We start from the raw sequence: 22,644 nt of genomic DNA, 5'->3' as shown, positions 1-22,644 counted from the left end.
ATTGTAAAAATATGTCGAAAATAGTATTTTTCGGAATAAATACGAACGTTAGTTCTTGTTTTTTCTACACTTCTATTGTATATTAGAGTTGGGAAAGAATTTCCTCAGATGTTTAACTTTTAAAAGTTATGAACATAACGATAAGTATTACACTGAGAAATGTATGTATTACGTCCTTCCTACTTTTACAATATTTTTATGAGAAATAGAAAAATAGAATCGTTATCTTTTTAATATGGCGTGAATTTTGGAGGTCTCCTTCCTTCTATTAGTTTCGGTGTTTATTTATTTTTATTCACTTTTTAAAATATAAACCCCGAACATTTTGTAAGAAAATGCATTGATTAGGTATTTTTATTCACTCGATATTAAAAACAACTTCTCTTCCCTACTATTTTAAAATACGAAAGGAGATTTTTTATGGAATTGCAATTTCTGAAAAATGGCTTTGTTTTAGATGGTAATAAATATAAATTTGGTAGTCAGTTCTATCCTATATCGAATCTATCTAAGCTCAAATGCTTTTTTCATGACAATACTCTACCCTTACCAGTAGAAACTGTCGATAAATTAGATGAGCTATTTCATAATATGACTTTTGAAACAGGCAATTGTTATGAGAATGCGAAAACCATTCATGATTTGATTAAAAAAAATTACAAGGAATTAAAACCTATGATTTATACAGGTTGGATTTTTCCTACCCCATCCTATCCTGTTCACCATTCATTTGTTGTGTTAAACCAAAAACATATTGTAGACCCAGGCGTTCCTATTTTAGAACTCGAATATATGTTGGAACAATCACAGAAAAACAGTAGTGCAGAAGAAATCGCAAAAGGTATTGCAAATATAAGGAATTCATCGAAAAACAATCGTTTTTCAGAGCAATATGTATTAGGAAAAGGATATCAATTAGTAATCTACTATGCCTCTCCTGATACATACGAAAATTCTCTTACGATTCGAGACTATATAAATCGAATTGCCCATAAGCATCCATCTTATAAGCAAGCTATACAGCGATTGAATTCTGGTACACATTTCAAACAGTTAATTCAAAAAGAACAATAGATGAACTCTACAAATATGAGGAGGTTTAGACATGAAGAAGGATATTGAGATTAAACGTCAAGAGAAATTACGAAAAAAGCTCCTCTCTCTTCCTGACTGTGCAGTTGACTTCATTTATTCATTAGAAACATCAAAAGAATTAAATACTCGTATCGAATATGCTAAAGACCTGAATCTGTTTTTTGATTTTCTTCTGCTCGATAACAAAGTTTCAGCAAGCCATACCAGGGATATTACAACAGTAGATTTAGATTCTTTACGAGATAGAGATATTATTGATTTTATGGATTACTTAACACATTATTCAAAAACCTTTTTCACTTCAAAAGGTAAAGAAACCACACAAGAATTCACGAATACATCCAGTGGGAAATCAAGAAAACTTGCTACTTTACATAAATTTTTCGGTTATTTATTTAAGCAAAAGCGATTATCAAAAGATGTAACAGCAGGTATTGAAATGAAAGTACCTACGAAAGCGAAAATTAAAAATAGATTGAGTCCTCAAGATATAGAGAGATTCTTCCAGACGATTTTGGAAGATGTACAGATTGAAAACACAAGAAAAGAAAGCTTTCATAAAAAGGTTAAATTTAGAGATTACATCATGGTATTAACTATGGCTTACACGGGTATTCGAGTATCCGAATTGGTTCAGTTGGATATAGATGATATATATATAGAAAAACAGATGCTCGTAGTTATAAGAAAGGGTGGAGACGAACAAGCTATTCCAATGCCAGGAAGGATTCTTGATGATTTAACAGCTTATCTTGTAGAGAGAAAGAAATTAACCGATGTAAAAAAAGAAGATGCAAAGGCCCTATTTGTTTCCCTGCATAAAAAACGGATGAATGAAAGAACAGTGCGTTTAATGTTGGAGAAATATAGAGTTCGTAGCGGTTTAGATATAAAAATAACGCCCCATGTTTTTAGACGTACCTTTGGCACAAACCATTACAACACTTATCAGGATATGTATTTGACCGCACAGGTTCTTGGACACGGGTCTGCCGAAACTACTCGAAGATTTTATGCCGACCCTTCCCAAGAACGTGTCTCCGAATCCATGAAGCAGTTTGATTACGAATATGAAAAGAAAGAAAAAACAAGCGGGTCCATCCAACTCTCAAAATTAGAACAACTTGCAAATAAGTTAGGGATGGATGTTAATGATTTAATGGCTGAATTGAAATAAGCAGAGAATTATCTCTGCTTTTCTTTTTAATAACATATAGTTTTTATACAAGTTTCAAAAAAAATACTATCAGTTCCAATAACATATAGTTTTTTTATAAACATCCACCATATCCATTCTTTTGGTATATCGGCTATTTCAATAACAATTAGTTCCGTATAAATAAAATATGAGGATATAAACGTGAAGTATTCTAATAACATAAAGTTTTAACGATTGACATTTATCATCTTAGTATCTATATTTTACATCTTCAAGAAATTCTTTCATATACCAAAACGGTTCGACCCCTAACATATTTTATTCCTTCATTTCCTTCGATACTTCTTCCATCGCATAACTCAAGCGAATCAAGAAGTCCTTACACTCTAATTGCTCTACTTCTGCTTCTATCATGTTTCTTATCCTTTTTGCTTCAGATTTATTCTCTTTATTTGCTTTCAATTGTTTTTTTAGAAAGGCAATCCTTCTCATGTTTTCAATTACATACGGTTGCAAGTTTTCTCTCATTTCTTCTGCATTCATACAGGCACCTCATCCAATCAACATTTGTCTCATTATGAACATAATCATTATGATTCATTCATTTTTAAATTTATACACAGTCTATTACATAGAAAAGAACCAATACCTATACAGATACTGGTTCTTCTACTAAAACACTATGCTCTTAGAAACTTCTCAACACTTCCCAAACACATAAAGCAATTAAAATCAATCCTATTAATGTATACAACATACGTTACACCTCCTGTTTCATCAAATGATAGACGATGTTAGATATAATTATCAGTCTGTGTACCTAATAAGCTCGTCTTCCCTTATAAGAATTACGTCTATAGGAAAGTTAAAAAACACCTACTCTTTTCATGAAAACACACTTTATTTCCCATGACTCTACTTATTTCCCATGTTTAACTGGCTAAAATAGCTCTGTTTCACATGAAATTCACTGTTTATGGGACAAAAAAAGAAGAACACGATGGGATTTTTCGTATTCTTCGTCATTTTACTAAGTTCATAATATTCTTTTGTAGTCTTCTAATCTTTCTCAGTCTAAAGTACGACTTTGTATCTTGTATGACTTTATACCCGTCTGTTTGATACTCAACTTGATTATCTATAAACGTTTTCGGTATAAGGTTTCTTAAATCCAAGAAACAAAACAATGCTACGCAGTCGATAAACGTAATATCCCCTTTTATCATACCTACTGCCAAATGATAAAAATCAAAAGAACCTGTTTCGACTAAAACAATTGCCGATATAGATGTAAATAAAACACCACCTATAGAGATAAGATTTTTCCTTAAATACTTTCTTTTATTTGCATCTGTAATTTCAAAATAACAACGTCCTCCTGCTCCTGTAAGAAATTGCAGTTTACCGATAGTAACGAGTTTTTTCTCTCCTCCTATCTGAATAGCAGTAATTTGATTCCCTGTAATGAAAACAAAAAATGCATGACCTAATTCATGAATAAGCACGATACATTTACTTGCAAAGAATACTTTACACACCAAAAATAAAATAAGACCTATATAAGACATCATTTCCACGTTACGTCCTCCTAAATAAATTCAAATTGAATACCTAATTTATAAATTTATTTATTATAGGCTTTTGCGTGTATTCTTATAAAAAAAGAAAACTCCTTGCTTTTAGCAAGAAGTTATGTTCATAACATTTAGTTTTTACTTTAAAATATAGAACCGAACGGAATCCGCAAACATTCTAATAACACATAGTTTTTGATAAGAATAAGAGAGAGTTTTACACGTTTTTCAATAACACCAAGTTCTTGATAAATAATGAGGACACCGAGCTAATCTACGTTTTAATAACATTTAGTTTTATTTAAATTCATTCTTCTTTTAGATTACGTTAAGTTAATGAACTTGTATATAACAAAACGGTTCGAGCTCAAAATCTTTAGAGACTTTTTCAACATTAAAAGTGGTTTTCTTATGTAAATTCACCTTTTCTATTTGTTTTTTATTTTCAATATTTCAACCCTTATCTCATCAATTAATTCTTGTGTTTTTGAAGGGAAGTTCTTAAGGTGTGGGGCATACGTCACAGTTTTCTCCTTTAACAAATTACTTTTAAACTTTTTCTTCACTTCATCACCTTCTACATCATATATAAATTCATTTTCATCTATTTTCTCAGAGCCCATCTTTTAATTTATCAATAGCATGTTCTTGTTTTTCTATTAATTCTCTTGTGTATTTAGCCATAGGTACTTCAATTGCTTCCAATTTCTCTTTTCGAATATAATCAGGGTAATTGAACTCTGATAATTTATTAACTATCTCTTCCTGAACGGATTTCTCAAGTATTTGAATCAATACTTGCGGTTTTTCCTTTAATAAAATTGACAACACTGGATGCTGTTTCACTTTAGATAAAAAAAAGAATTCATTCTCTGTGAATTGATAATCTTTCCTTGAATCCATATTTAATCAGCTCCCTTTATTCATTTAGATAATTGAAAGTATTTAAAGAAAAAAGCATGGATTAACCATGCTTTTATCGTCTTCTAAGTTTGCTAAACAAACGTTTATTTTCAGTTAGTAATTGTTGAGTATGTAAAGCTGTTGGGATTTGAACAACCTCACAGTTTGGGTCCTTGCTTAAAAAGAAGGGAATATTTTCTGTTTTTGAATCTCTTATTTGTTTTTCGTTTTCAATAACCATCATTTTGCTCATAATATCTCCTCCACTTCCTTTACCATTATTCTATCATATAGTTATTTTTTTAACCAACTATGAATAATAGCAAGGTCATATACATTCGATATGTCATTATCAAGCATTATACTTTTTTGACTTGTTACTACGATTACAATGTTTTCGACAATGGAGGTCGCTACCATAACCATATTCGTTTCTGGTTGCAATACTCCTTTTTCAACATTTAACTCATCATACTGCTCTTGTGAAATCTTTATTCCATATTGAGTCGTTAATTGTTGAATCAATATCTGTGGGTTATTATTTTGATAAACATCAATCTTATAATCGCATAAGTTAGCATACAAATTCATAATACTACCTAAAGAGTTTAAGTATTTTGCTGAAGTATTCATATCCACCTGTTTAAAGTAATTAGGATTCATACTTTTAATTACTGCTGAGAAGTTCGCGTCTCTTGCTTTGCCCATCTCAATCGTTTTCGTTAAATCTTTATTGTTTTTCTCAATGGCCGTTAATTCTGTTCCCCATATTTTTGATATTCGTGGCGTTTGAAAAATGGCTAAATCCACAAATACAAAGATAGAAACATATAATAGATAGTCCTGCCAATCTTTTGCATTAAAACCTACCGCATTAAAATGAATTCCCATCGCAAAAATCAATAAAAAATACCAGGTTTTTCGTAAATTATAAGTTAATTCTTCATAAACCGATGTCTTAAACCAACTCAAATACAACGAATATACCAAAAAACATATTGGGACAATCCATTTAAACTTTGCAATAAAACTACCAACTTTAAATAAACCTGTAAAAACACCAATTCCTGTAACCATAAAATATCACCTCTTTAAAATAAAAAGCAAATCAACTACATATATGTAATTGATACAGAATAATAAAAACCCTTTTTTAAAACTCATCTTTTTTACATTGTGAAATCATCACTCCTTTTTTATTAAATCTATATATTATAAGCAGGTCATGTTAGATGCATAAGATAAATCAAACAAAAATAAAAACAATGACTACAATAGTCATTGTTTTTAATAAATCATCCGATAACATATAGTTTTTATAAATTTCAAACACACTATTTTTCTGGAACAAATTCAACGTTAATTATATCGCCATAATCAATTTTCTGTTGCACTCTTTTCCTAATGTCCTCCGCGATTTCAGTGTTTAATTCTTCTGCTAATCTTTCAGCAATACCCATTTGGTCTACAAGAGTCTCTACAACTAAATTTGGGGCATTTTCCTTTTTCAAATGCTCTACTGCTTTCTTAGTCCGATTAGCAAATCCATTCAAAGCATTCATCGTAACTTCTTTTTCTTTTAACTGCCTAATATTCATCCGAATATTTCTCCTCAATTTATTATTCTTTTAACAACATATAGTTCAATATAAATAATTAAGAAAGAACCGTTCTTTTAATAACATATAGTTCTATATAATAGATAAAGACAAGACTCCCTACTTTCAATAACAATTAGTTTTTTATAAGTAATTAACTTCTGTTTGACGAATTTGCAAACATGTTCTAATAACATGAAGTTCATATATAATTAGAGTATGATGATACCTAATTTAATAACACTTCCCCCTATTAATATTCTCTTTGTAAAGGGTTGTTAGCTATACAATTTCATTTTATCCATATTTCATCCATATAGATAGACCAAAATGGTTCGAGCTTATAAAAAAACACCCATCAGATAATGATGGATGCTCCACAAAAAATATAGAACAGATATATATTTTTATTATATCTTAGAACCTTGTGAAAGGATACCTAATTTAGATTGTCTATCATTCAAATTCAACCTGTAATTCTTCATCTTCAATATAAATTCTTTTAATAGACTTATTTTGCTCTGGAATAGGCTCAACAGATAGTATATGAAGCAATTTACTATATTTCATGATTTCATGTACGCTTAATGAATCAGCAGTAAGAGAACCAATTCCAAATCCATGGAACCATTTCTCTGCCTCTACACCATACGCCCCATCTAATAGCTCATCCCGATAATCTTCACTGCCAATAATAATAACTTCATTCATATATTCAGGAAGGATGGTATCAAGAGAAGCAATGGTTCCTTGTTGCAAGCATTCTTCTACTGAGATATCATCTGGTCCTTCTATTTCTCCATTCTTAATTTTCGTTTTAATCCCCCACTGGTATACGACATCTTCATCCAGTACCAATAATTCTTTAGGCACTTCACAGACGATATATATTGGAAAATCTTCAGTCTCATTCCAAAGCGAAGTGATAGACTCAGATTCGTAGCGTTCTTTCCCTACTTGATTAATGAGAGACTTTTCATTTGCATGGAAAGCATACCAATAATGCCATTTAGTTGATAGATAGACCAACTCAGGATTTGAAGGTACATTAACAAAATTATTCACGTCATTTTGATTTCGAGATGTAATCCCCTTTTGTAAAATCTCATTTAACCTTTTACTTGTTGTTCCATGATATAGAGTAACCGTGTCCCAAGGTTCCTCCACTTCTGTATATGCCTGCTTCCTTTTTACAGCATTTTGTTTAATTAACTCTTTCATCTCTTCTAAATTCATTATAAATAACTCCTTTTATATCGCATTTTTAAAAATACCTGTTTTGTTATATTCATAACATTATACTACGTCATCTGTATTCTTCATTCTATTACACAAAATAAAACTACCTATTAATAAATTAAATAGGTAGTTTTGTTTTTAATTATGCATTTTTTAGTGCTAATTCACTTAATCCAATTCCAGTCAAAATCAATTTGTAATTTCTCGTCTTTAATATAAATCCTTTTTATTTTGGGGTTATCTTCAGTAATTGGAGAAAATACTACAACTTTCACTAAATTACCATGAGCTACTTGCTCATATAAATTTAATGAATCAGCAGTTATTGAGCCAATCTCAAATTCTTCAAACCAAAGATTCGCTTCTTCTCCATATGCTCCATCTAACAATTCATCCCTATATTCTTCACTACCAATAATGTTAACCTCATCTATATACCAAGGTTTAATCGCATCAATCGAAGCTACCACGCCATGTTCTAAACAATTCTCTAACGAAATATCATCTGGGCTTTCAATATCGCCATTTTGAATTTTCTTTTTAATATCTAATTGATGAACCACATTTTCATCTAATACCAATATTTCTTTTGGCACTTCTAAAGAAATATAAATTGGAAAGTCACCTGTTTCATTCCAAAGAGAAGTAATAGACTCTGATTCATATCGTTCTTTCCCTACAGTTTCAATTAATGATTTTTTATTTTCCTGAAAAGCGTACCAGTAATGCCATTTTGATGTTAAATAAACCAACTCAGGATGTGAAGGTACACCATTTTGAGGAGTAATTCCATGTTGTAAAATATCATTCAATTTTTTACTTGTTGTTCCGAAATTCAACCTAACAACTTCCCAAGGTTCCTTCAATTCTGTAAACATTTGTTTTCTTTTCATTGCATTTTGTTTAATCAATTCTTTCATTCCATCTAAATTCATTTTAAATAGCCCCTTTTACATTCAATTTATTTAAATACCTGTTTTGTTATATTCCTATCATTATACTATTCCAATACTTCATTCATTCAATAAAATCTCTTTCAGCATACATATTTCCCTTCATAGTTAGTCTTCTATTAAAAAAACTATATTATATCCTTTTATTTTAATTTTCAAAGGTAAAATAATTGCAAAATATAGTCAATTCTCCTTATGATAAGAAGATGACAGTTTTTATTTCCTATTCAAATACGGTTAAGATATGCATACCCCAAAAAAATATCCTTAGGGCATTGTTCTTAACGGTGACGAGAAAGGTAAATACATTCAAGCTTAATGGAGGATGCTTATGTACGACTTAAATAACAAGCTTATGACATTTTACAAAAAAGATGTTGTATTACAAGGAAAAGAAAAAAATCAATTATTCAAGTTTAGAACATTGAACCTTGATAGATTAAAAGATGGATTAAAAGAATACAATGAGGAAAAGAAAACGAATTATTCAATTGTAGATACCGTTGTTCAAGGAAGTGTAGCTATGTCTACAGTTGTGCAAAATGAAAGTAATGATTACGATATTGATGTTGCTATCATTTTTGATAAGGACAACTTACCAGAAGGAACAACCGCAACAAAGAATATGGTAGTAACCGCACTGAAAAAGAAATGTAAACAATTTAAAGAACCACCTACAGCAAAAACAAACTGTGTACGAATTGTTTATGAAGAGGGCTATCACATTGATTTTGCTATTTATCGAAGATATAAAGACGAATATGGTGAATATAAATACGAACATTGCGGAAGCGAATGGCGGCCAAGAGACCCAAGAAGTATTACCAAGTGGTTTAATAATGAAAATAAAAAGAAGAATTATAACCTTCGTATTGTAGCAAGACTGTTGAAAATGTTTTGTAAATCCAGACCTAAATGGGAAATGCCTGGTGGTTTAGTTCAATCCGTACTTCTCAACGAATGTTTTCAATCTGAAACACGCATAGATGAAATGTTTTATCATACATTAGTTGCAGTAAGAGATAGATTGACCATAGATAAAGAGGTAAATAACCCCACTGATGAAGAGCAAAGCCTTAAATTAATTCAAAAAGATGATGTTCGATTGGACAGATTAGAAAGAAGATTAACAACTTATTTAGGTAAGTTGGATGTTTTATTTGATGCAGGTTGTACATCCGAACAAGCAATTAAAGCATGGCAAGAGTTCTTTAATCATGAATATTGGGAAAAACAATTAGAACAAGAAAAAGAAACAAATTCGGCTGTGAGCAAATCTTATGCTTCTACAGAGAGTAGACTATACAACGAGTCTGAGGAATTTATTGAATATATGTTCCCTGTAAATATTCAGTACCACTTATCTTTAGACTGTCGCATTACACAGGATGGTTTTCGACCTTACTTTTTAAATGATTGGTTAAAAAGAGGTCTGCATTTACCAATCAGCAAACAATTGGATTTTTATATAAAAGACAATTACGTTACAAAACCATATCATGTGTATTGGAAAGTTAAAAACCGTGGGGATGTAGCGAAAGAAAGAAACTGTGTAAGAGGACAAATTATTAAAACCAATTCAGAAACACTTAAAGAATGTACATCTTTTAACGGTGAACACTTTGTTGAATGTTATATAGTTAAACAAGGGGTTTGCGTAGCAAGAGCTAAAATTGATGTACCAATTCAGGTATAAGTCATATCAATTAAATATTCAAAGAGCAGTGAGTATTTAATCCACTGCTCTTTGAACTGTTCAAAAGTACAATTCACCTTCTTATAATTTATATATATACATTACTTATCTTTTAACAGAATATTTATTTGTAATAAAAAAATAAAAGGGAGCAAGTTTACACTCGCTCTCTTTATTAATAAGGTAATATTAACCGCTCATCATAGACTTTGTTTGATTCTTCCCCTACTTCTTTTATATAAATAACAGGAAGTTCTTTCTCTTTGCTCTCAAACATTGATTTATCATTAAAAATTGTAGTAATTCCATGGGCTTGAACTGTTACATTAAAATGCTCTTCTTCTTTATCATCATCACAAATTGGCATGAAAACACCAGTATCTCCAATCGGAATCTGAGTGCAGTCGCCTTCAATTTTTACTTTTTCTATTTGTCTATCTACTACTTGTCCTATCACATTTTCTTCTGTTCTAACTGTATGCTCACAACCGAACAAAAAAGATGCACAAGTTAATAATAGAATACATACTTTAACTGTTTTAAGTGATTTTTGCAGTTTCATTTCTAACACTCCTATAATAAATTATCCTTTAAGAATTGAAGGTGCTTAGTAAATAACTCTTCACATGACATATCTTCTTTTATGCAGATAGATATCGTATCCATGTCTTGATAAGAGATATACATTCTTTTATCTGATTGGAATTTAGATAGTAAATAGTCTCCTTCTTCCTCTGTATCAAAATAAAAACTTAAAGTCATCCCTGCACTTACAAATTCCTTTACATAACCTGCATCGACTATAAAAGTAGAGCAAGGCACATAATCATTGAAATGGTCAGTGTATGCTTGAACATAATCTCCTACATACTGTTCTTCTGCCATCCGATAAATAAAGTCTGGTATAATATCCTTTGCAGACTCTTCCCAAGCAATCAGCTTTATTATATAAGAATCCTCTTCAGCTACCTGAAATCCTTTTAAAATCCAATGCTCATTTGTCACTTCAGCATCTCTTACTAAATCTTCTTGATATAAAACATCCGATGAAACAATATCTGAATCCTCGATACCTAATTTATCTGTATCAATTTTAAACACTTTATAATATCCTCTTTGTTCAATGTTTAACTCCTCTAAATGTGCCCCTCCGCTTGGTATGGCTGAAAGACAATCATCAATTGTTTTACTGACACATATGCGTTTTGTCACATCGTCCTCTTTGTCTTGATGACGACAAGAAGGAATTCTTGGCACAAACTCTCCTGAATGCTGTAAATCCGTTGAAATGTGATAAAAAATAGACATAATAAAAACGCTCCCCTTTTTAAATAAATTCATAAAATACCTGATTTGTAATAACATAGTATTTTATGCCAGGAGCGTTTTTTTATTATATTTCGTATACAACATATAGTTTTTCTGTAAAAAATAAATAGGATAAACCATGTAGAAAATATTTTAAAATAACATACAAGTTTTTCACATAACAAATTGCTGTTCATAACAATGCGAACGTTTTTGTAATAACAAGAAGTCTAATGTTATCTTCCTAACTTACGTTTAAAAGTTCTTCATAATTAACATTTGATATAAAATCCATTTCGTCAATAAAAGCAATCTCATCGTAAATCATAACACTTACCTTCACTTCTCCCATAGATGTGTAAACACTGTAGTTTTCACAGAAACTGAAAAAACATCTCTTTAGTATAGTGATTACATTAAGTTCAGTTTCTCTATTTATCACTGATATAGAGAATCCTTCTTTATCAAGCATAAGGAAACCAAGTTCATAACGTATACGATTTTTAGCCCTTTCTAAATCTTTATACTTAATTTTATGTATTTTTAAGATTATATGAACAGCGAAATTAATTGACAGAATACCTACGAGGAATCCTAAAAATAGAATCATAGTAACATCATCCCTCCGATAACAGGAATACACCAAGCCAGTACATCATACTTATTCATAGTATTACTTCCTTTCAATTTGCTCTTTATAAATTTCATCAGACCAATATTAGGGTGGATAATGTGTTACAAATAAAGGCTCTTCTTTTATCAATTCATAAAAAGTAGACTGTTGAATCATATTCGGAACATCTACTGTATGTTCTTTTAAATCTTTTTCTAAAATTTCTGTCACACACTTAATGAAATATTCGATATGCACATTCATCTATATCTCACTTCTTTGTCAACCCATTTATATTTGACTATTGATATGGTTATTATTATAAATATTTCATTTACTATTGTCAATAAAATAAAAATAAAATACATTATAGTCAAAATGAAAAAGAATGTATGATGCTACATTCTTTTCTGTACATAACTCAAGCTATTATATTGGAGAAATCAATGTCTGATAACTTTTCTTTCTTAATACCAAAAATCAAATCGAATGGTCCTCTCTCTGCAACAAAAGAATACGTTCCTTTTATTGTATATACTTGGTACTTATCTGTTCTTAAACGTTCAATAATTACCTGTTTCCCTTCAGGTGCAAACTTAGGAGCAGGAAAATCTCTATAAATCATCTTTCTTAATCGCTCATCTTCATTCATTTCTTCTCTTTTTAACTTTCTATTGGTTATATCATATGCAATAAAAACGGTAAGTAGAAATGAGCCAATTACGATATTAAAATCATGAACAGATGGAAATCTATAATTTAAAAAGATAAAAATTCCTCCTAATAGTAGATACTTCACCTTTATCAGTCCTTTCATAACATAGTTATCTTAATAAAATCAAAATACTTCTTTGAAGAAATCTACGTCTGATAATTTTTCCTTTTTCATTTTTGTCTCTTCTTCTCCTCGCTCAATAACAATGGAGTAATCTCCTTTTTTTGTATAAACCCGATACTCATCTTTTTTAATAAATTCAATGAAGACCTTTTTTCCTTCAGGAGCATATTTAGGAGCAGAAAAGACTATATGAAGTGATTCCCTCAATCCGATATCTTTGTTCTTATCATCTATCTTTTCAAGATATGTCCTTATATCAAACAAAATAAAACATGCACAAATTGCAACACTGATTACAACACCAAGCTCATCAACGTATGGGTATATATATATTCCAAAAATAAAAACTAAGCCTACTAATAGATACTTCGCCATTCCCATGTTTTTTTTCACCACTTTATTACCTCCCTTCCATCATGCAATTTCTTTGAAATAATTTACATCTGACACTTTCTTATACTCATAGCCAATTCCTTGTGTAGAAGAATGTATAATGAGTACATATTCCCCTTTTTTTGTAAAAATTCGATATGTATTTTCTAACGATTTTTCGAATAAGACTGTTTTTCCTTCAGGGGCATATATAGGAGCGTAGAACTTTTCATAAATACGAGCCTTAACTACACTATCAGCTATAATAGCCTCCTTCGTTCTCTTAGACTTATAGATATATATCATTGCTACTAATGAAGTAACAAAAACAAAGCCTGAAAGAATATTCGGGTTTAAAACAAAACCAATTAAACCAAAGCAGAAACCCATTACACTACAAATAAACTCTTTACCATACATATTAGACACCTCATATCTCCGATTAATTAAACTCTCTTTTTAATGCCTCTTTGAAATTTGTATCCGATACCATTTCGGCATATGTTAATTTAGCAAATTTCGCATCATCCTCATACATATCCATTTTAAAAATAAATTCTCCATATTCACAAAACACACGATAGGCTTTCTCTGTCCTTTTTATATATTGATAAAACCCTTTAATTTTAGAATTCGTATCTTTTTCTAAACATTCTACAATAATTGATTCTTTTTCCACTTCAAATCGCTTTGAAACAAATTCTTTTACTGTCATAATGCCTTTTTGTTCATCTGAATCTCTATTCTTTATATACTTCTTATACAAGGGTATTAAATAGAATAGAGGACCAATAACAATCATACAAAACAACAGGAATCCCGCTATCACTAACAATGTATCCATCGCTTGATTAATTAAACCTGATATAATCTTTAACGTGTTCATTTGTCTCAGCCTCCTATTCTCTCTAAAAATTAATGATTTTGGATGCACTCTTTATGTTTAATAATTATTTCTTTTGGTGTTACCTCAAGTAGAAGTTTGAACTCTCCTTTTGCTGTTAAGACATTACATGTTGAAAGGTATGGTTTTTCTTTACCAATTAATACTTGTAGAAAAGGAATCTTTTGTTCACACTTCACAATGCAATCATCATTTTTTAACTTCATGACACTCTTTAACTTTTTATGAATCCTCTTAAAATTAACTTCTTTTAAATCAATTAATTTGAATAATGAGATGAAATTGTAAATAAGCACCGCATATACCGTTAAAATAACAGAACCTTTTACATTGTGATTCATAACAAATTTTGTTAACAAAACAAAATAGGGAATACCCACTACTGCGATTTGAATTTTATTCGTTTTCATTTAAATTCCCTTCCTTACTTCTCTTTAAAAAGGCGTTTTTTTACTGGTTCGTTATACTTAAAAATTAACAATCCGATAATGATAAACAGTGTGATTTTAGGAAATAACCAATTGAATAGAATTGCTCCTCCCCCAATACAAGAAGCTGAAATTACATTCTGCATAGAACCTACTTTTTTAAACCAATTTTTTAACATTTTAAATCTCTCCTTTTTATCTATTATCAATTCTTATATAAACCCAAAAATATTTATTATGTATTTATTTTGCAAATTCTTTTCTATAATCCGTATGAGAAAGACGCTCAACGTTTTTCACTCGTATTCCTTCTTTATATACCTTCACAGTACATAAAAGTTCTCCATCTGGAACGAACACCTTTAAATCTATATGATAGGAGGCAAAGCATCTCTTTAAAAAATCTTTCCTTGTTACTCCTTTTTCTTCTTCTACTAAAACAAAACTATCATTCTGACCAGTAAAATAATTTTCGTTAAGATACTGACTTAATAAGCGTTTAACCCTGTCAAAATCATATTTGGTAATACGGTCATATTCTTTCTTGATAAAATACATCGAAATACCTACTCCGATAAAAACAATCCCTGTAATTCCACACATAACGACAGTTAGATTATTCATAACAAGATTCTTAACCCATAAAACACCCCATACTATGATGTTCAAAACGATTAATCCTATTCCCAAAAAAATTGTATATTTCATCAGAACTACTTCTGGGTCATCTTTATGAAACATTTCTACATCTCCTTCCTTCTTATATCTTTTTATTAATATAATAAAATTTCAATTTTTAACATACTCATTTATTTATATACATATAGCTCTCTACCATAGCTTACATGTGATACCCGTTTAGAGTTTATTATTTCTACATCCTGTTCATTAACCTTCACTTCATATAGAAACTCTCCACTCGGAGCAAATACAGGAATTTTCTCCTTATATGTAGAAAAACATCTTTTTAAGATTTCTTTTCTTGTTAAATTTTTCTCCTTATCAATTAAAATAAAGATGTCTTGCATTCCTAAGTAATAGTGCTCTTTTATATGCTGTGTGATTTGTTCTTTTATTCGAACAGAATCTTTCATTTGAATGCGGTTATATTCTCTTCTTAAAAATGTTATAAAAATACATACAACCACAAATACAAAAAAGCCTATTAATGCAACAATAAATTTTATAACATTCTCGGAATTCAGCTCTGGTGTAAGAATGGGAATAAAGAACGCTATTAAAGGCAGAATTGCAAACAGGAATAAATTTGAATTAGAGTGTTCTTCCGACTCCTTATCAAACATTTTAAGCCCTCCTTTAAACTGATAAACTTTAAATATTCTTGGATTTATATAGGAATTGATAAAGTATCTATTCCTATATTTTTTATTTCTTATAAAATTCTTTTGCAAAATTCACATTTGAAACTTGTTTGAAATCTTTGAGCCATACCTCATTTTTATTCACCTTCACTTGATATACCAATTCTCCATGATGAGCAAAAACATGAATCGACAATTCGTATGTACGAAAACATCTTTTCAAGATTTCTCTTTTTGAAACTTCTTTTTCATCAATTATAAAGAAAGTCTCTTCTGGATAAAAACTACGAATATGTTTTTTGATTTCTTCTTTTATTCTATTGAAATCATTTGTTTTAATTCGGTTATATTCACAATACACATTTCCTGCAACTAAGCTAACAAAAGCAGAAACCCCTGTTATAAAGTAAAATATATTTGAATTATAGAGATTAACAAACATATGTACAAAAGAGATAATTAGAAACGCTATAATCGTAATAACTACTGTTGCAAACATTATACAAACTAATAAATCGTCAGATTCATCATCAAACATCCAAATCACTCCATCTTCCTATTTTTCAATTCACATAAAGTTCTTTATTTAAATTCATTTTTGATACTCGTTTTACTTTCATAACCTTCTTTCCACTTTAAGGACTAAATTCTAAAATTCTAAAAACAAATATTACTATTTTTAAATCCCTTTCAACGCTTTATCAAAATCCAAATCAGAAATTTGGTCGAGATTTTTCAGTTCACCTAATCCATCTTTTAATACATTCACAGTACAGGTATACTCTCCAAACATTGTAAAGAATCGGATGTCTTCTTCGTAAAAACCTTTTAAGCATCTATCTTTGAAAGAGCTTTTATTCAACGCTCCGTTTCGATGAATGATAATGTTCATTTCTCTAACTGTCTCTAAGAATTTCTCTTCCACTTCTTTAGGGTGCTGATTTTCGTAAAGTTTATAATAGGAGTCATTTATTAATTTTGTAAAACCCTCTCTCACGCATTCTTCAATGACTAACATATTTTTTGTTTTTGATTTTTTATAATTGAGGAAGAAATGAATCATAGTAATGAAGCATATATACATCAATAAAATAATAAAATATCGTTGAAAATTCTCTTCCACTATAGCCATAATCGACATAATTGCCAGACCCATCATGAATAAACTTTCATAATTCTTTTTATCCATATAGACACTCCCAAAGACTTTATTTATAGAAAAATGAAGAGAATATGTAAAAACATATCTTATTGCAACACCCATCAATAAAACGCATAACCATTGAGTTTACACCTCTCTTCATTTTGTTTAGTAGTTTAATTCTTTCATATAATCGACATGTGAAATAGAAATCAAATCTATGCCTACCCATTCACCATCGTCTCTATGTATATTGACTTCAAATTCTCCCTTTGATGTAAAAACATATAGTTTTTCCCATCCTAAGAACGATTTTTTCATGCGTTCAACATCAAATAACATCTCTTCCTGTGAAATGGACAGGTTATGAGCTATTACTCCCTTTAACTCCTTAAACTCGTCTTTTCTACATTTATGTATAAAGACAATTCCTGCAATTGGCATCATAATTAAGAAAATAATTCCAGCTACAGGAGATATGATAAATAGGGCTGTAATCAACGCATATGTTATTGCCAATAGAAGTAAAACCTGTGTGACAATCATTGTTTTGACCCCTTCATAAAATCAATATCAGATACTTGCTCTAACTCAATATCTTTCTTATCGACATCTTTAATCTTTACAATGAATTCTCCTCTGGAAGTAAAAATTCGAAAGTCTTCGTATTTCCATGAAGATTCACCTTTTTCTCCGAAATCATAAATCACTTCATCTTTTGTAATTCTAAGCTTCTGAGGTATTTCAGATTGCAAATCAGTAAGAAACTTTTTTCTATTATCTTTAGAATCAGAGTGAACCACCCAAATACCAATCATTATAATCGTGCATGTAATAACAGCCATAATAATTGGAAAACAGTAGAACAATGCTCCCAAAATTGCTAAGACACCAAAACAACCTATAATTCCTTCTTCATCCATTACCTACCCCTCCTATCTCATATGTTTAATTCATCTATGAAATTAACATCCGATACTTGGCTTAATTCAATCCAATAGAAGTTGTTATACTCAATTCCTAACTCCAGAATAAATTCTCCTTTTGAAGTAAACACGCTATAATTCCCAGGTCTCAAATAAGTAGCGTTCTTTTTGTTTAAATCAAAGAGAATTTCGCCCGTTGATATGTCTAATCTATTAGATATGGATTCTTTCACATCACTAACTTCCATATAAGAATCTGTAATTGTACACCATATAGAAAATAGCAGACAAATTCCCAAAGCTACTACTATCGTTATAATCGGGAATAAGCAAAACAATAGAGAAAGCATCGGTATTCCAATGAAAAAAAGTACAAGTATCATATTTTCATTTGGCACTAAAATCTCTCCTTAAAAAACCTCCCTCCTACTATATAAGAGAGAGGTTTTTCTTTAAATTACGCTTCTTTTGTTAGTGCAACTTCTTTAGACTCTTCACTTGCCATTTGAGCTTTTAAAGTTTCTAATTCAGTTTGAATTTCTTCACTTACTTCATTTGCTTTAATTTCTTCAAATTCACGTTCTACATCTGATTTTGTAATAATAGAGTGAACCTCTTCTTTTGCAGAAATTAAAGTTTCTTTCTCGTCAATTTTTCTCTCGATTTTACCAATTTCAGTTAGAGTGTTTCCTCCATCTAAATCATGGCGAATCTCTTGAGCTGTTTTTTGAGCTTGTGCTCTGTTATTCTTAGCAATAAGTAATTGTTTTTTCGTTTCGGCTTTTTTCATTACTTTTGTCAAACGTTTTAATTCATCTTTTAATGACTCTTCTTGTCTCTCGGCCATTTCTAAACTCAATTTGATTTCTTGAAGAATTTCCTCTTCATCTTTCTTTTGCTCTAAGAAATCAGTAGCAAGTTTATCATTACCTGCTTTAATAGATGCTTTCGCTTTTGCAACTAAGTCATCACATTTTTTCAATTGAGCTTCATAGTCTTTTGAAACCATTGCTCGTGAGGAAATAGCTTTCGCAGTTTCAATCTGTACTTTTTCATACTTTGTTTTACTTTCTGCAATTAATTGCTCTAACATCACTTCAGGGTCTTCTGCTTTTGTAAGCCATTTATTGAAATACCCCTTGCAAACATTTTTAAAGCGAGTTACTAAACCCATTTCAATCACACTCCTAAATATGTATTTTTCCTTGCTATGGTTACATTATAGATTATTTTATTTACTATTGTCAATAAAATATAGAGATTTTATACTTTAGTCAAAATAAAAAAAGAATGTATCACGCTACATTCTTTTCTTTATATAGTTGATATTTTATATTTTCAATCATGACAAAATCTCCTTGCCAAACCTCATCTAACGTTACAAGACCTGTTTCTAAAACCAAACTATCTTCATACGAAACATCTGGAACTACTATTTCATTATATATATCTAAAGCAATACAAAAAACATTTTTAGGCTGTATAGATTCATTTACAATCCAGTGTTCATTCGTATACATTGCATCAGGAACAAAACCTTTTTGATATAGTGTCGATGGAACAATTAAATTCTCTTGATTCACTAAATCATTTGTATCAAACTCATAAACCGTAATCACTTTATTATCATGTAAACTTAATGACTCTCCACCCCAAGGAACCGCAGATAAACACCCTTCAATAGTCGTAGAGACACAAAAACGGGCACTGGTACTATCCTCTTCTGCCAATCGCATTTCTTCCTTTGGAACTCTTGGAGCAAATACATTCGTTTTCTTATTATCTAAAGAAACATGATACACCTTCATTTATACACACTCCCTATCTAAATTTATTTCACGCAATGAAATACCTAATTTATAAATAACTACCTATTATAGATGGTTGTGTGCCTGTTTATATCTCTAAATAAGTCTAAATTTCTTTTGATGTTAGTCATTTTTTATGCTTATAAAATTATGAATCTCTTATCTCCTGCATATAATATGAGGATAATTTATAAAACAGGTATTTAACTAATTTATTTAACAGGGAGAGAATTATAATGACAACAACAACAATTATTGAAACTGGTTCAGAAATCAAAAAGGAAATTAGAGTAATAAAATGTACTGCTGATTTAGACACTGAATTTGTTTGTTACGATGCAACCAAAGATGAAATGTCAGTAGCACAATTTATGGACAGACTATCAATCTTTAAATTTAATGACCCTATTCAAAGAAATACGGTATGGTCAGTTGATATGAAATCTTTATGTATTAAATCTATTTTAGAGGAAGTATCAATTGGTGAAATCAAAACTCAAATCATTCGTAAAAGCAGAAAAAAATACAGAAATGTATTAGATGGAAAACAACGTTTAACAACGATTCGTGACTTTGTTAGAAATCGTTTTGCTTTAAAAAATACATTGGTAGAAAGTTTTGATGCAACTGGAGAGGAAGTACGCATTGATGTTAGTGATATGTATTTCAAAGATTTACCACCTCACTACCAAAGTCGTATCATGGCTCTAATTTTAAATATTAAGAGCTACGAGGATTTAGACGATTCTAAAAAGGCTGATTTATTTAGAAGATGGAATAATGGAATGGCTTTAAAACCTTCTCAAATCCGCAAGGCTATGATGTCTTACGAACTATTACATGCCATTGCTGAAATGAAAGAATTAGAGGTTGTCCAAGCAGGATTTAGCGCAAGCGCTCTTAGAAATGATAACCATTCAGATATGGTATTAAAAGCGTTATGTGTTTTAAAAACCCAAAACAACACTGCTTTAGACAGCAAAACTATCAACAACTTCCTTGAGAAAGATGCCTTCAAAAAAGAGGATATTGCAGAGGTTAAAGAACTTGCACTATATCTAAATGAAGCATTTAAGCTTATGGATGAAAAAGGTATTAAAAAATCATTTGGTGCTTCAAAATCTGTAACATTAATCTACGTTGCAAAACAAGCAATGAAAGATAATTGTTCACCTAAAGATTTTGCTAAATGGATTCATACATTATTTGTGAAAGAGTACAATCACACTGGATATGCAACAACTTCTGGTACTACTAAGTTAGAATCAGTAAAACGCAAAAACTCAATTGGTTTAGAACATTACACAAATTTCTTTGCTAATTAATATGCGTTAAAAAGAGACATTCATTAGAATGTCTCTTTTTATTTCATTCTGTAAGCTTAAAAAAAGCAGATACCAGTAGATTGGCATCTGCATTCAAGAAGATAAGATATAGGGTATCTTGTCTTTATTAGTATACCTTATTATGCATATAAAAGCATTATTTTACATACAAAAAGGAGCCATAATAGCTCCTTTTACTAACTTGCTTTTTTCGTCAATTGAACCGTTTCAGCGACTGTAGCAATTGCTCCTACGCTATTCATCATATCTGTTGGAATGACTAATTTATTTGCAGGACCATATGCCATTTCTTTATTCGCCTCAATCTGCTTCCATCTTAATACAGCATCAATATTATCAGATTGTGTAATCGCTTCATTGATTCTAACGATTTTTTTCGCCTCTGCCTCTGAAACAATCTCAATAGACTCAGCCTGTGCTTGTGCGTTCAGTAATGTTGCTTCTTTTTTACCTTCTGCTAAACGGACACTTTCTTCCTTCTGTGCTTCCGCATTTAAAATACGAGCCTGTTTATTACCTTCTGCTTCCGCAATCCTACTCTCTTTTTGTCCTTCAGCTCGTAAGACAGAAGATTTCTTTTCCCCTTCAGCTCGTAAGATTTCTTCTCTTCGTAAACGTTCAGCTTGCATCTGACGTTCCATAGCTTCCTGGATTTCTCTTGGAGGAATAATGTTATTGATTTCTACAGAAAGGATTTTAATCCCATATGCATCTGTAATTTTATCAACAGCATCTAATAGTTTGCTATTTAGGTCATCACGTTTTTTAGATACATCATCTAAGTCCATATCACCAACGATGTTACGAACGTTCGCAATAGTTGAGTACACAATACCTGCTCTAAAATTCTCGATATTGTATACGGCCGCTTTCGGGTCTAAAATTTTAAAGAATACTACATTATCCATTTGAATAGAAACATTATCAGAAGTGATAACCTTTTGCGGTTCAATATCAATAATTTGTTGTTTTGTTGAAACCTTTGCACGAACAAAATCAATAAATGGAACTGTGAAGTGCCATCCTGGTTCTAATTGACGATGAAACTTACCAAACCTCTCCACAATATAAACTTGACCAGTTGTAACAACTTTAATTGAAGAAATTACAACACCAAGTACAATCAATCCAATAATGCCAGCAATAATCATTCCCATGACTATTCAAACTCCTTCCATCACGCCATTTTCTTTAGCGTTTTCCTTTTTTTATACTCATTAAAATTAACGAGGTTTGAAGGACGAGTAGCTTGAATCATATTCAATTGTCTTTTTTGTTTCCTATCGTATTGAAAGTTCAAAACTGTTCGCACAATAAAACTTCCTAAAAAGAAAATTAATGCAACCATCGCTGATGTAGATATTGTTCCACCAAGAATAATACACATGTCTTTAGAAAACTCAACAATAGACTGAAACAAG

Annotated in this window: 33 protein-coding genes; 4 read left to right on the top strand and 29 right to left on the bottom strand. The window is 30.6% G+C overall.

The genetic code is table 11. The features are described from left to right. Positions 1–420: 420 nt before the first annotated feature. Both MHB52_RS31630 and MHB52_RS31625 read left to right on the top strand, forming a co-directional pair. Entirely contained in the window at positions 421–1,074 is a 654-nt protein-coding gene (locus MHB52_RS31630) for a hypothetical protein (protein ID WP_061662494.1), read from the top strand. A 31-nt stretch (positions 1,075–1,105) separates the two neighbouring features. Beyond that, positions 1,106–2,272, top strand: a complete 1,167-nt coding sequence (locus MHB52_RS31625; RefSeq protein WP_061662495.1) for a tyrosine-type recombinase/integrase — start codon at positions 1,106–1,108, stop codon at positions 2,270–2,272. A 300-nt stretch (positions 2,273–2,572) separates the two neighbouring features. Here the strand turns inward: MHB52_RS31625 and MHB52_RS31620 are convergent, their stop codons facing one another. The 8 genes from MHB52_RS31620 to MHB52_RS31585 all read right to left on the bottom strand — a co-directional run bounded on the left by MHB52_RS31620 (position 2,573) and on the right by MHB52_RS31585 (position 8,503). Next, positions 2,573–2,797: a hypothetical protein gene (locus tag MHB52_RS31620; RefSeq protein ID WP_061662496.1), complete on the bottom strand. Its 225-nt coding sequence runs from the start codon at positions 2,795–2,797 to the stop codon at positions 2,573–2,575. A gap of 479 nt (positions 2,798–3,276) precedes the next feature. Beyond that, positions 3,277–3,825 carry a hypothetical protein gene (locus MHB52_RS31615; RefSeq protein WP_253703236.1) on the bottom strand — a complete coding sequence of 183 codons (549 nt, stop codon included), beginning with the start codon at positions 3,823–3,825 and terminating at the stop codon, positions 3,277–3,279. Between the two features lie 615 nt (positions 3,826–4,440). Continuing rightward, positions 4,441–4,731, bottom strand: a complete 291-nt coding sequence (locus MHB52_RS31610) for a hypothetical protein (RefSeq protein ID WP_061662499.1) — start codon at positions 4,729–4,731, stop codon at positions 4,441–4,443. Between the two features lie 73 nt (positions 4,732–4,804). Beyond that, positions 4,805–4,984, bottom strand: a complete 180-nt coding sequence (locus MHB52_RS31605) for a hypothetical protein (protein ID WP_061662500.1) — start codon at positions 4,982–4,984, stop codon at positions 4,805–4,807. Positions 4,985–5,025: 41 nt separating this feature from the next. Next, positions 5,026–5,808, bottom strand: a complete 783-nt coding sequence (locus MHB52_RS31600; RefSeq protein ID WP_061662501.1) for a type II toxin-antitoxin system SpoIISA family toxin — start codon at positions 5,806–5,808, stop codon at positions 5,026–5,028. Positions 5,809–6,065: 257 nt separating this feature from the next. Next, the gene (locus tag MHB52_RS31595; RefSeq protein WP_061662502.1) at positions 6,066–6,329 is read right to left on the bottom strand and encodes a hypothetical protein; all 264 of its coding nucleotides are present in this window, start codon (positions 6,327–6,329) and stop codon (positions 6,066–6,068) included. A 456-nt stretch (positions 6,330–6,785) separates the two neighbouring features. Continuing rightward, positions 6,786–7,565, bottom strand: coding sequence for a hypothetical protein (locus MHB52_RS31590; RefSeq protein ID WP_061662503.1), 780 nt, complete (start codon positions 7,563–7,565; stop codon positions 6,786–6,788). A 167-nt stretch (positions 7,566–7,732) separates the two neighbouring features. Continuing rightward, the gene (locus tag MHB52_RS31585) at positions 7,733–8,503 is read right to left on the bottom strand and encodes a hypothetical protein (protein WP_061662504.1); all 771 of its coding nucleotides are present in this window, start codon (positions 8,501–8,503) and stop codon (positions 7,733–7,735) included. Between the two features lie 349 nt (positions 8,504–8,852). Between MHB52_RS31585 and MHB52_RS31580 the strand changes: the two genes are divergently transcribed. Next, positions 8,853–10,217 carry a nucleotide-binding domain-containing protein gene (locus tag MHB52_RS31580; RefSeq protein ID WP_061662505.1) on the top strand — a complete coding sequence of 455 codons (1,365 nt, stop codon included), beginning with the start codon at positions 8,853–8,855 and terminating at the stop codon, positions 10,215–10,217. 175 nt (positions 10,218–10,392) lie between these two features. On the opposite strand, the gene MHB52_RS31575 is transcribed toward MHB52_RS31580, so the two are convergent. From MHB52_RS31575 to MHB52_RS31485, 19 genes are all read right to left on the bottom strand, one after another. After that, positions 10,393–10,779: a hypothetical protein gene (locus MHB52_RS31575; protein ID WP_061662506.1), complete on the bottom strand. Its 387-nt coding sequence runs from the start codon at positions 10,777–10,779 to the stop codon at positions 10,393–10,395. An 11-nt stretch (positions 10,780–10,790) separates the two neighbouring features. After that, positions 10,791–11,525: a hypothetical protein gene (locus MHB52_RS31570; protein WP_253703107.1), complete on the bottom strand. Its 735-nt coding sequence runs from the start codon at positions 11,523–11,525 to the stop codon at positions 10,791–10,793. Between the two features lie 244 nt (positions 11,526–11,769). Further along, entirely contained in the window at positions 11,770–12,135 is a 366-nt protein-coding gene (locus MHB52_RS31565; protein WP_253703110.1) for a hypothetical protein, read from the bottom strand. Between the two features lie 108 nt (positions 12,136–12,243). Next, a complete protein-coding gene (locus MHB52_RS31560) occupies positions 12,244–12,402 on the bottom strand; it encodes a hypothetical protein (RefSeq protein WP_172796981.1) in 159 nt (52 codons plus the stop codon). Positions 12,403–12,559: 157 nt separating this feature from the next. Beyond that, complete coding sequence (locus MHB52_RS31555) at positions 12,560–12,955, bottom strand: hypothetical protein (protein ID WP_061662508.1); 396 nt, start codon at positions 12,953–12,955, stop codon at positions 12,560–12,562. 21 nt (positions 12,956–12,976) lie between these two features. After that, the gene (locus MHB52_RS31550; RefSeq protein WP_253703113.1) at positions 12,977–13,372 is read right to left on the bottom strand and encodes a hypothetical protein; all 396 of its coding nucleotides are present in this window, start codon (positions 13,370–13,372) and stop codon (positions 12,977–12,979) included. 18 nt (positions 13,373–13,390) lie between these two features. Beyond that, positions 13,391–13,768 carry a hypothetical protein gene (locus MHB52_RS31545; protein WP_061662509.1) on the bottom strand — a complete coding sequence of 126 codons (378 nt, stop codon included), beginning with the start codon at positions 13,766–13,768 and terminating at the stop codon, positions 13,391–13,393. A 22-nt stretch (positions 13,769–13,790) separates the two neighbouring features. Then, on the bottom strand, positions 13,791–14,234 hold the full coding sequence (locus tag MHB52_RS31540) for a hypothetical protein (protein WP_253703115.1): 444 nt from the start codon (positions 14,232–14,234) through the stop codon (positions 13,791–13,793). Between the two features lie 29 nt (positions 14,235–14,263). Then, positions 14,264–14,662, bottom strand: coding sequence for a hypothetical protein (locus tag MHB52_RS31535; RefSeq protein ID WP_061662510.1), 399 nt, complete (start codon positions 14,660–14,662; stop codon positions 14,264–14,266). A gap of 14 nt (positions 14,663–14,676) precedes the next feature. Then, a complete protein-coding gene (locus tag MHB52_RS31530) occupies positions 14,677–14,859 on the bottom strand; it encodes a hypothetical protein (RefSeq protein ID WP_061662511.1) in 183 nt (60 codons plus the stop codon). A 64-nt stretch (positions 14,860–14,923) separates the two neighbouring features. Continuing rightward, positions 14,924–15,421, bottom strand: a complete 498-nt coding sequence (locus MHB52_RS31525) for a hypothetical protein (protein ID WP_061662512.1) — start codon at positions 15,419–15,421, stop codon at positions 14,924–14,926. A 68-nt stretch (positions 15,422–15,489) separates the two neighbouring features. Next, a complete protein-coding gene (locus MHB52_RS31520; protein WP_061662513.1) occupies positions 15,490–15,984 on the bottom strand; it encodes a hypothetical protein in 495 nt (164 codons plus the stop codon). Positions 15,985–16,066: 82 nt separating this feature from the next. Next, positions 16,067–16,540 carry a hypothetical protein gene (locus MHB52_RS31515; RefSeq protein WP_061662514.1) on the bottom strand — a complete coding sequence of 158 codons (474 nt, stop codon included), beginning with the start codon at positions 16,538–16,540 and terminating at the stop codon, positions 16,067–16,069. A gap of 141 nt (positions 16,541–16,681) precedes the next feature. Continuing rightward, a complete protein-coding gene (locus tag MHB52_RS31510) occupies positions 16,682–17,191 on the bottom strand; it encodes a hypothetical protein (protein ID WP_061662515.1) in 510 nt (169 codons plus the stop codon). Positions 17,192–17,311: 120 nt separating this feature from the next. After that, a complete protein-coding gene (locus tag MHB52_RS31505) occupies positions 17,312–17,689 on the bottom strand; it encodes a hypothetical protein (protein WP_253703118.1) in 378 nt (125 codons plus the stop codon). After that, a complete protein-coding gene (locus MHB52_RS31500) occupies positions 17,686–18,066 on the bottom strand; it encodes a hypothetical protein (RefSeq protein ID WP_061662516.1) in 381 nt (126 codons plus the stop codon). Before MHB52_RS31500 ends, MHB52_RS31505 begins: the two co-directional genes overlap by 4 nt. Before the next feature lie 17 nt (positions 18,067–18,083). Further along, a complete protein-coding gene (locus tag MHB52_RS31495) occupies positions 18,084–18,467 on the bottom strand; it encodes a hypothetical protein (RefSeq protein WP_061662517.1) in 384 nt (127 codons plus the stop codon). 59 nt (positions 18,468–18,526) lie between these two features. Beyond that, positions 18,527–19,243: a PspA/IM30 family protein gene (locus MHB52_RS31490; protein WP_061662518.1), complete on the bottom strand. Its 717-nt coding sequence runs from the start codon at positions 19,241–19,243 to the stop codon at positions 18,527–18,529. A gap of 121 nt (positions 19,244–19,364) precedes the next feature. Next, positions 19,365–19,877 (bottom strand): hypothetical protein, encoded by a 513-nt coding sequence (locus MHB52_RS31485; protein ID WP_061662519.1) that lies wholly within the window; start codon positions 19,875–19,877, stop codon positions 19,365–19,367. Between the two features lie 236 nt (positions 19,878–20,113). Between MHB52_RS31485 and MHB52_RS31480 the strand changes: the two genes are divergently transcribed. Continuing rightward, positions 20,114–21,202, top strand: a complete 1,089-nt coding sequence (locus MHB52_RS31480) for a DUF262 domain-containing protein (protein WP_061662520.1) — start codon at positions 20,114–20,116, stop codon at positions 21,200–21,202. Between the two features lie 197 nt (positions 21,203–21,399). Here the strand turns inward: MHB52_RS31480 and MHB52_RS31475 are convergent, their stop codons facing one another. Together MHB52_RS31475 and MHB52_RS31470 are read right to left on the bottom strand one after the other, a co-directional pair. Further along, positions 21,400–22,380 (bottom strand): SPFH domain-containing protein, encoded by a 981-nt coding sequence (locus tag MHB52_RS31475; RefSeq protein WP_061662521.1) that lies wholly within the window; start codon positions 22,378–22,380, stop codon positions 21,400–21,402. Between the two features lie 20 nt (positions 22,381–22,400). Continuing rightward, positions 22,401–22,643, bottom strand: a complete 243-nt coding sequence (locus tag MHB52_RS31470; protein ID WP_253703121.1) for a hypothetical protein — start codon at positions 22,641–22,643, stop codon at positions 22,401–22,403. Position 22,644: the final 1 nt, after the last annotated feature.

It is taken from the genome of Bacillus sp. FSL K6-0073, from assembly GCF_038006085.1.
GTDB classification, from domain to species: domain Bacteria; phylum Bacillota; class Bacilli; order Bacillales; family Bacillaceae_G; genus Bacillus_A; species Bacillus_A cereus.
Note: the sequence above shows the minus strand (reverse complement) of the source record. Positions and strands in the feature narration are given on the sequence as shown.

What these genes read in the sequence shown, in the direction of transcription:
- MHB52_RS31630 (WP_061662494.1), top strand. Translation starts at nt 421, where the DNA reads ATGGAATTGCAATTTCTGAAAAATGGCTTTGTTTTAGATGGTAATAAA.
- MHB52_RS31625 (WP_061662495.1), top strand. Translation starts at nt 1,106, where the DNA reads ATGAAGAAGGATATTGAGATTAAACGTCAAGAGAAATTACGAAAAAAG.
- MHB52_RS31620 (WP_061662496.1), bottom strand. Translation starts at nt 2,797, where the DNA reads ATGAATGCAGAAGAAATGAGAGAAAACTTGCAACCGTATGTAATTGAA.
- MHB52_RS31615 (WP_253703236.1), bottom strand. Translation starts at nt 3,825, where the DNA reads ATGATGTCTTATATAGGTCTTATTTTATTTTTGGTGTGTAAAGTATTC.
- MHB52_RS31610 (WP_061662499.1), bottom strand. Translation starts at nt 4,731, where the DNA reads ATGGATTCAAGGAAAGATTATCAATTCACAGAGAATGAATTCTTTTTT.
- MHB52_RS31605 (WP_061662500.1), bottom strand. Translation starts at nt 4,984, where the DNA reads ATGAGCAAAATGATGGTTATTGAAAACGAAAAACAAATAAGAGATTCA.
- MHB52_RS31600 (WP_061662501.1), bottom strand. Translation starts at nt 5,808, where the DNA reads ATGGTTACAGGAATTGGTGTTTTTACAGGTTTATTTAAAGTTGGTAGT.
- MHB52_RS31595 (WP_061662502.1), bottom strand. Translation starts at nt 6,329, where the DNA reads ATGAATATTAGGCAGTTAAAAGAAAAAGAAGTTACGATGAATGCTTTG.
- MHB52_RS31590 (WP_061662503.1), bottom strand. Translation starts at nt 7,565, where the DNA reads ATGAATTTAGAAGAGATGAAAGAGTTAATTAAACAAAATGCTGTAAAA.
- MHB52_RS31585 (WP_061662504.1), bottom strand. Translation starts at nt 8,503, where the DNA reads ATGAATTTAGATGGAATGAAAGAATTGATTAAACAAAATGCAATGAAA.
- MHB52_RS31580 (WP_061662505.1), top strand. Translation starts at nt 8,853, where the DNA reads ATGTACGACTTAAATAACAAGCTTATGACATTTTACAAAAAAGATGTT.
- MHB52_RS31575 (WP_061662506.1), bottom strand. Translation starts at nt 10,779, where the DNA reads ATGAAACTGCAAAAATCACTTAAAACAGTTAAAGTATGTATTCTATTA.
- MHB52_RS31570 (WP_253703107.1), bottom strand. Translation starts at nt 11,525, where the DNA reads ATGTCTATTTTTTATCACATTTCAACGGATTTACAGCATTCAGGAGAG.
- MHB52_RS31565 (WP_253703110.1), bottom strand. Translation starts at nt 12,135, where the DNA reads ATGATTCTATTTTTAGGATTCCTCGTAGGTATTCTGTCAATTAATTTC.
- MHB52_RS31560 (WP_172796981.1), bottom strand. Translation starts at nt 12,402, where the DNA reads ATGAATGTGCATATCGAATATTTCATTAAGTGTGTGACAGAAATTTTA.
- MHB52_RS31555 (WP_061662508.1), bottom strand. Translation starts at nt 12,955, where the DNA reads ATGAAAGGACTGATAAAGGTGAAGTATCTACTATTAGGAGGAATTTTT.
- MHB52_RS31545 (WP_061662509.1), bottom strand. Translation starts at nt 13,768, where the DNA reads ATGTATGGTAAAGAGTTTATTTGTAGTGTAATGGGTTTCTGCTTTGGT.
- MHB52_RS31540 (WP_253703115.1), bottom strand. Translation starts at nt 14,234, where the DNA reads ATGAACACGTTAAAGATTATATCAGGTTTAATTAATCAAGCGATGGAT.
- MHB52_RS31535 (WP_061662510.1), bottom strand. Translation starts at nt 14,662, where the DNA reads ATGAAAACGAATAAAATTCAAATCGCAGTAGTGGGTATTCCCTATTTT.
- MHB52_RS31530 (WP_061662511.1), bottom strand. Translation starts at nt 14,859, where the DNA reads ATGTTAAAAAATTGGTTTAAAAAAGTAGGTTCTATGCAGAATGTAATT.
- MHB52_RS31525 (WP_061662512.1), bottom strand. Translation starts at nt 15,421, where the DNA reads ATGTTTCATAAAGATGACCCAGAAGTAGTTCTGATGAAATATACAATT.
- MHB52_RS31520 (WP_061662513.1), bottom strand. Translation starts at nt 15,984, where the DNA reads ATGTTTGATAAGGAGTCGGAAGAACACTCTAATTCAAATTTATTCCTG.
- MHB52_RS31515 (WP_061662514.1), bottom strand. Translation starts at nt 16,540, where the DNA reads ATGTTTGATGATGAATCTGACGATTTATTAGTTTGTATAATGTTTGCA.
- MHB52_RS31510 (WP_061662515.1), bottom strand. Translation starts at nt 17,191, where the DNA reads ATGGATAAAAAGAATTATGAAAGTTTATTCATGATGGGTCTGGCAATT.
- MHB52_RS31505 (WP_253703118.1), bottom strand. Translation starts at nt 17,689, where the DNA reads ATGATTGTCACACAGGTTTTACTTCTATTGGCAATAACATATGCGTTG.
- MHB52_RS31500 (WP_061662516.1), bottom strand. Translation starts at nt 18,066, where the DNA reads ATGGATGAAGAAGGAATTATAGGTTGTTTTGGTGTCTTAGCAATTTTG.
- MHB52_RS31490 (WP_061662518.1), bottom strand. Translation starts at nt 19,243, where the DNA reads ATGGGTTTAGTAACTCGCTTTAAAAATGTTTGCAAGGGGTATTTCAAT.
- MHB52_RS31485 (WP_061662519.1), bottom strand. Translation starts at nt 19,877, where the DNA reads ATGAAGGTGTATCATGTTTCTTTAGATAATAAGAAAACGAATGTATTT.
- MHB52_RS31480 (WP_061662520.1), top strand. Translation starts at nt 20,114, where the DNA reads ATGACAACAACAACAATTATTGAAACTGGTTCAGAAATCAAAAAGGAA.
- MHB52_RS31475 (WP_061662521.1), bottom strand. Translation starts at nt 22,380, where the DNA reads ATGGGAATGATTATTGCTGGCATTATTGGATTGATTGTACTTGGTGTT.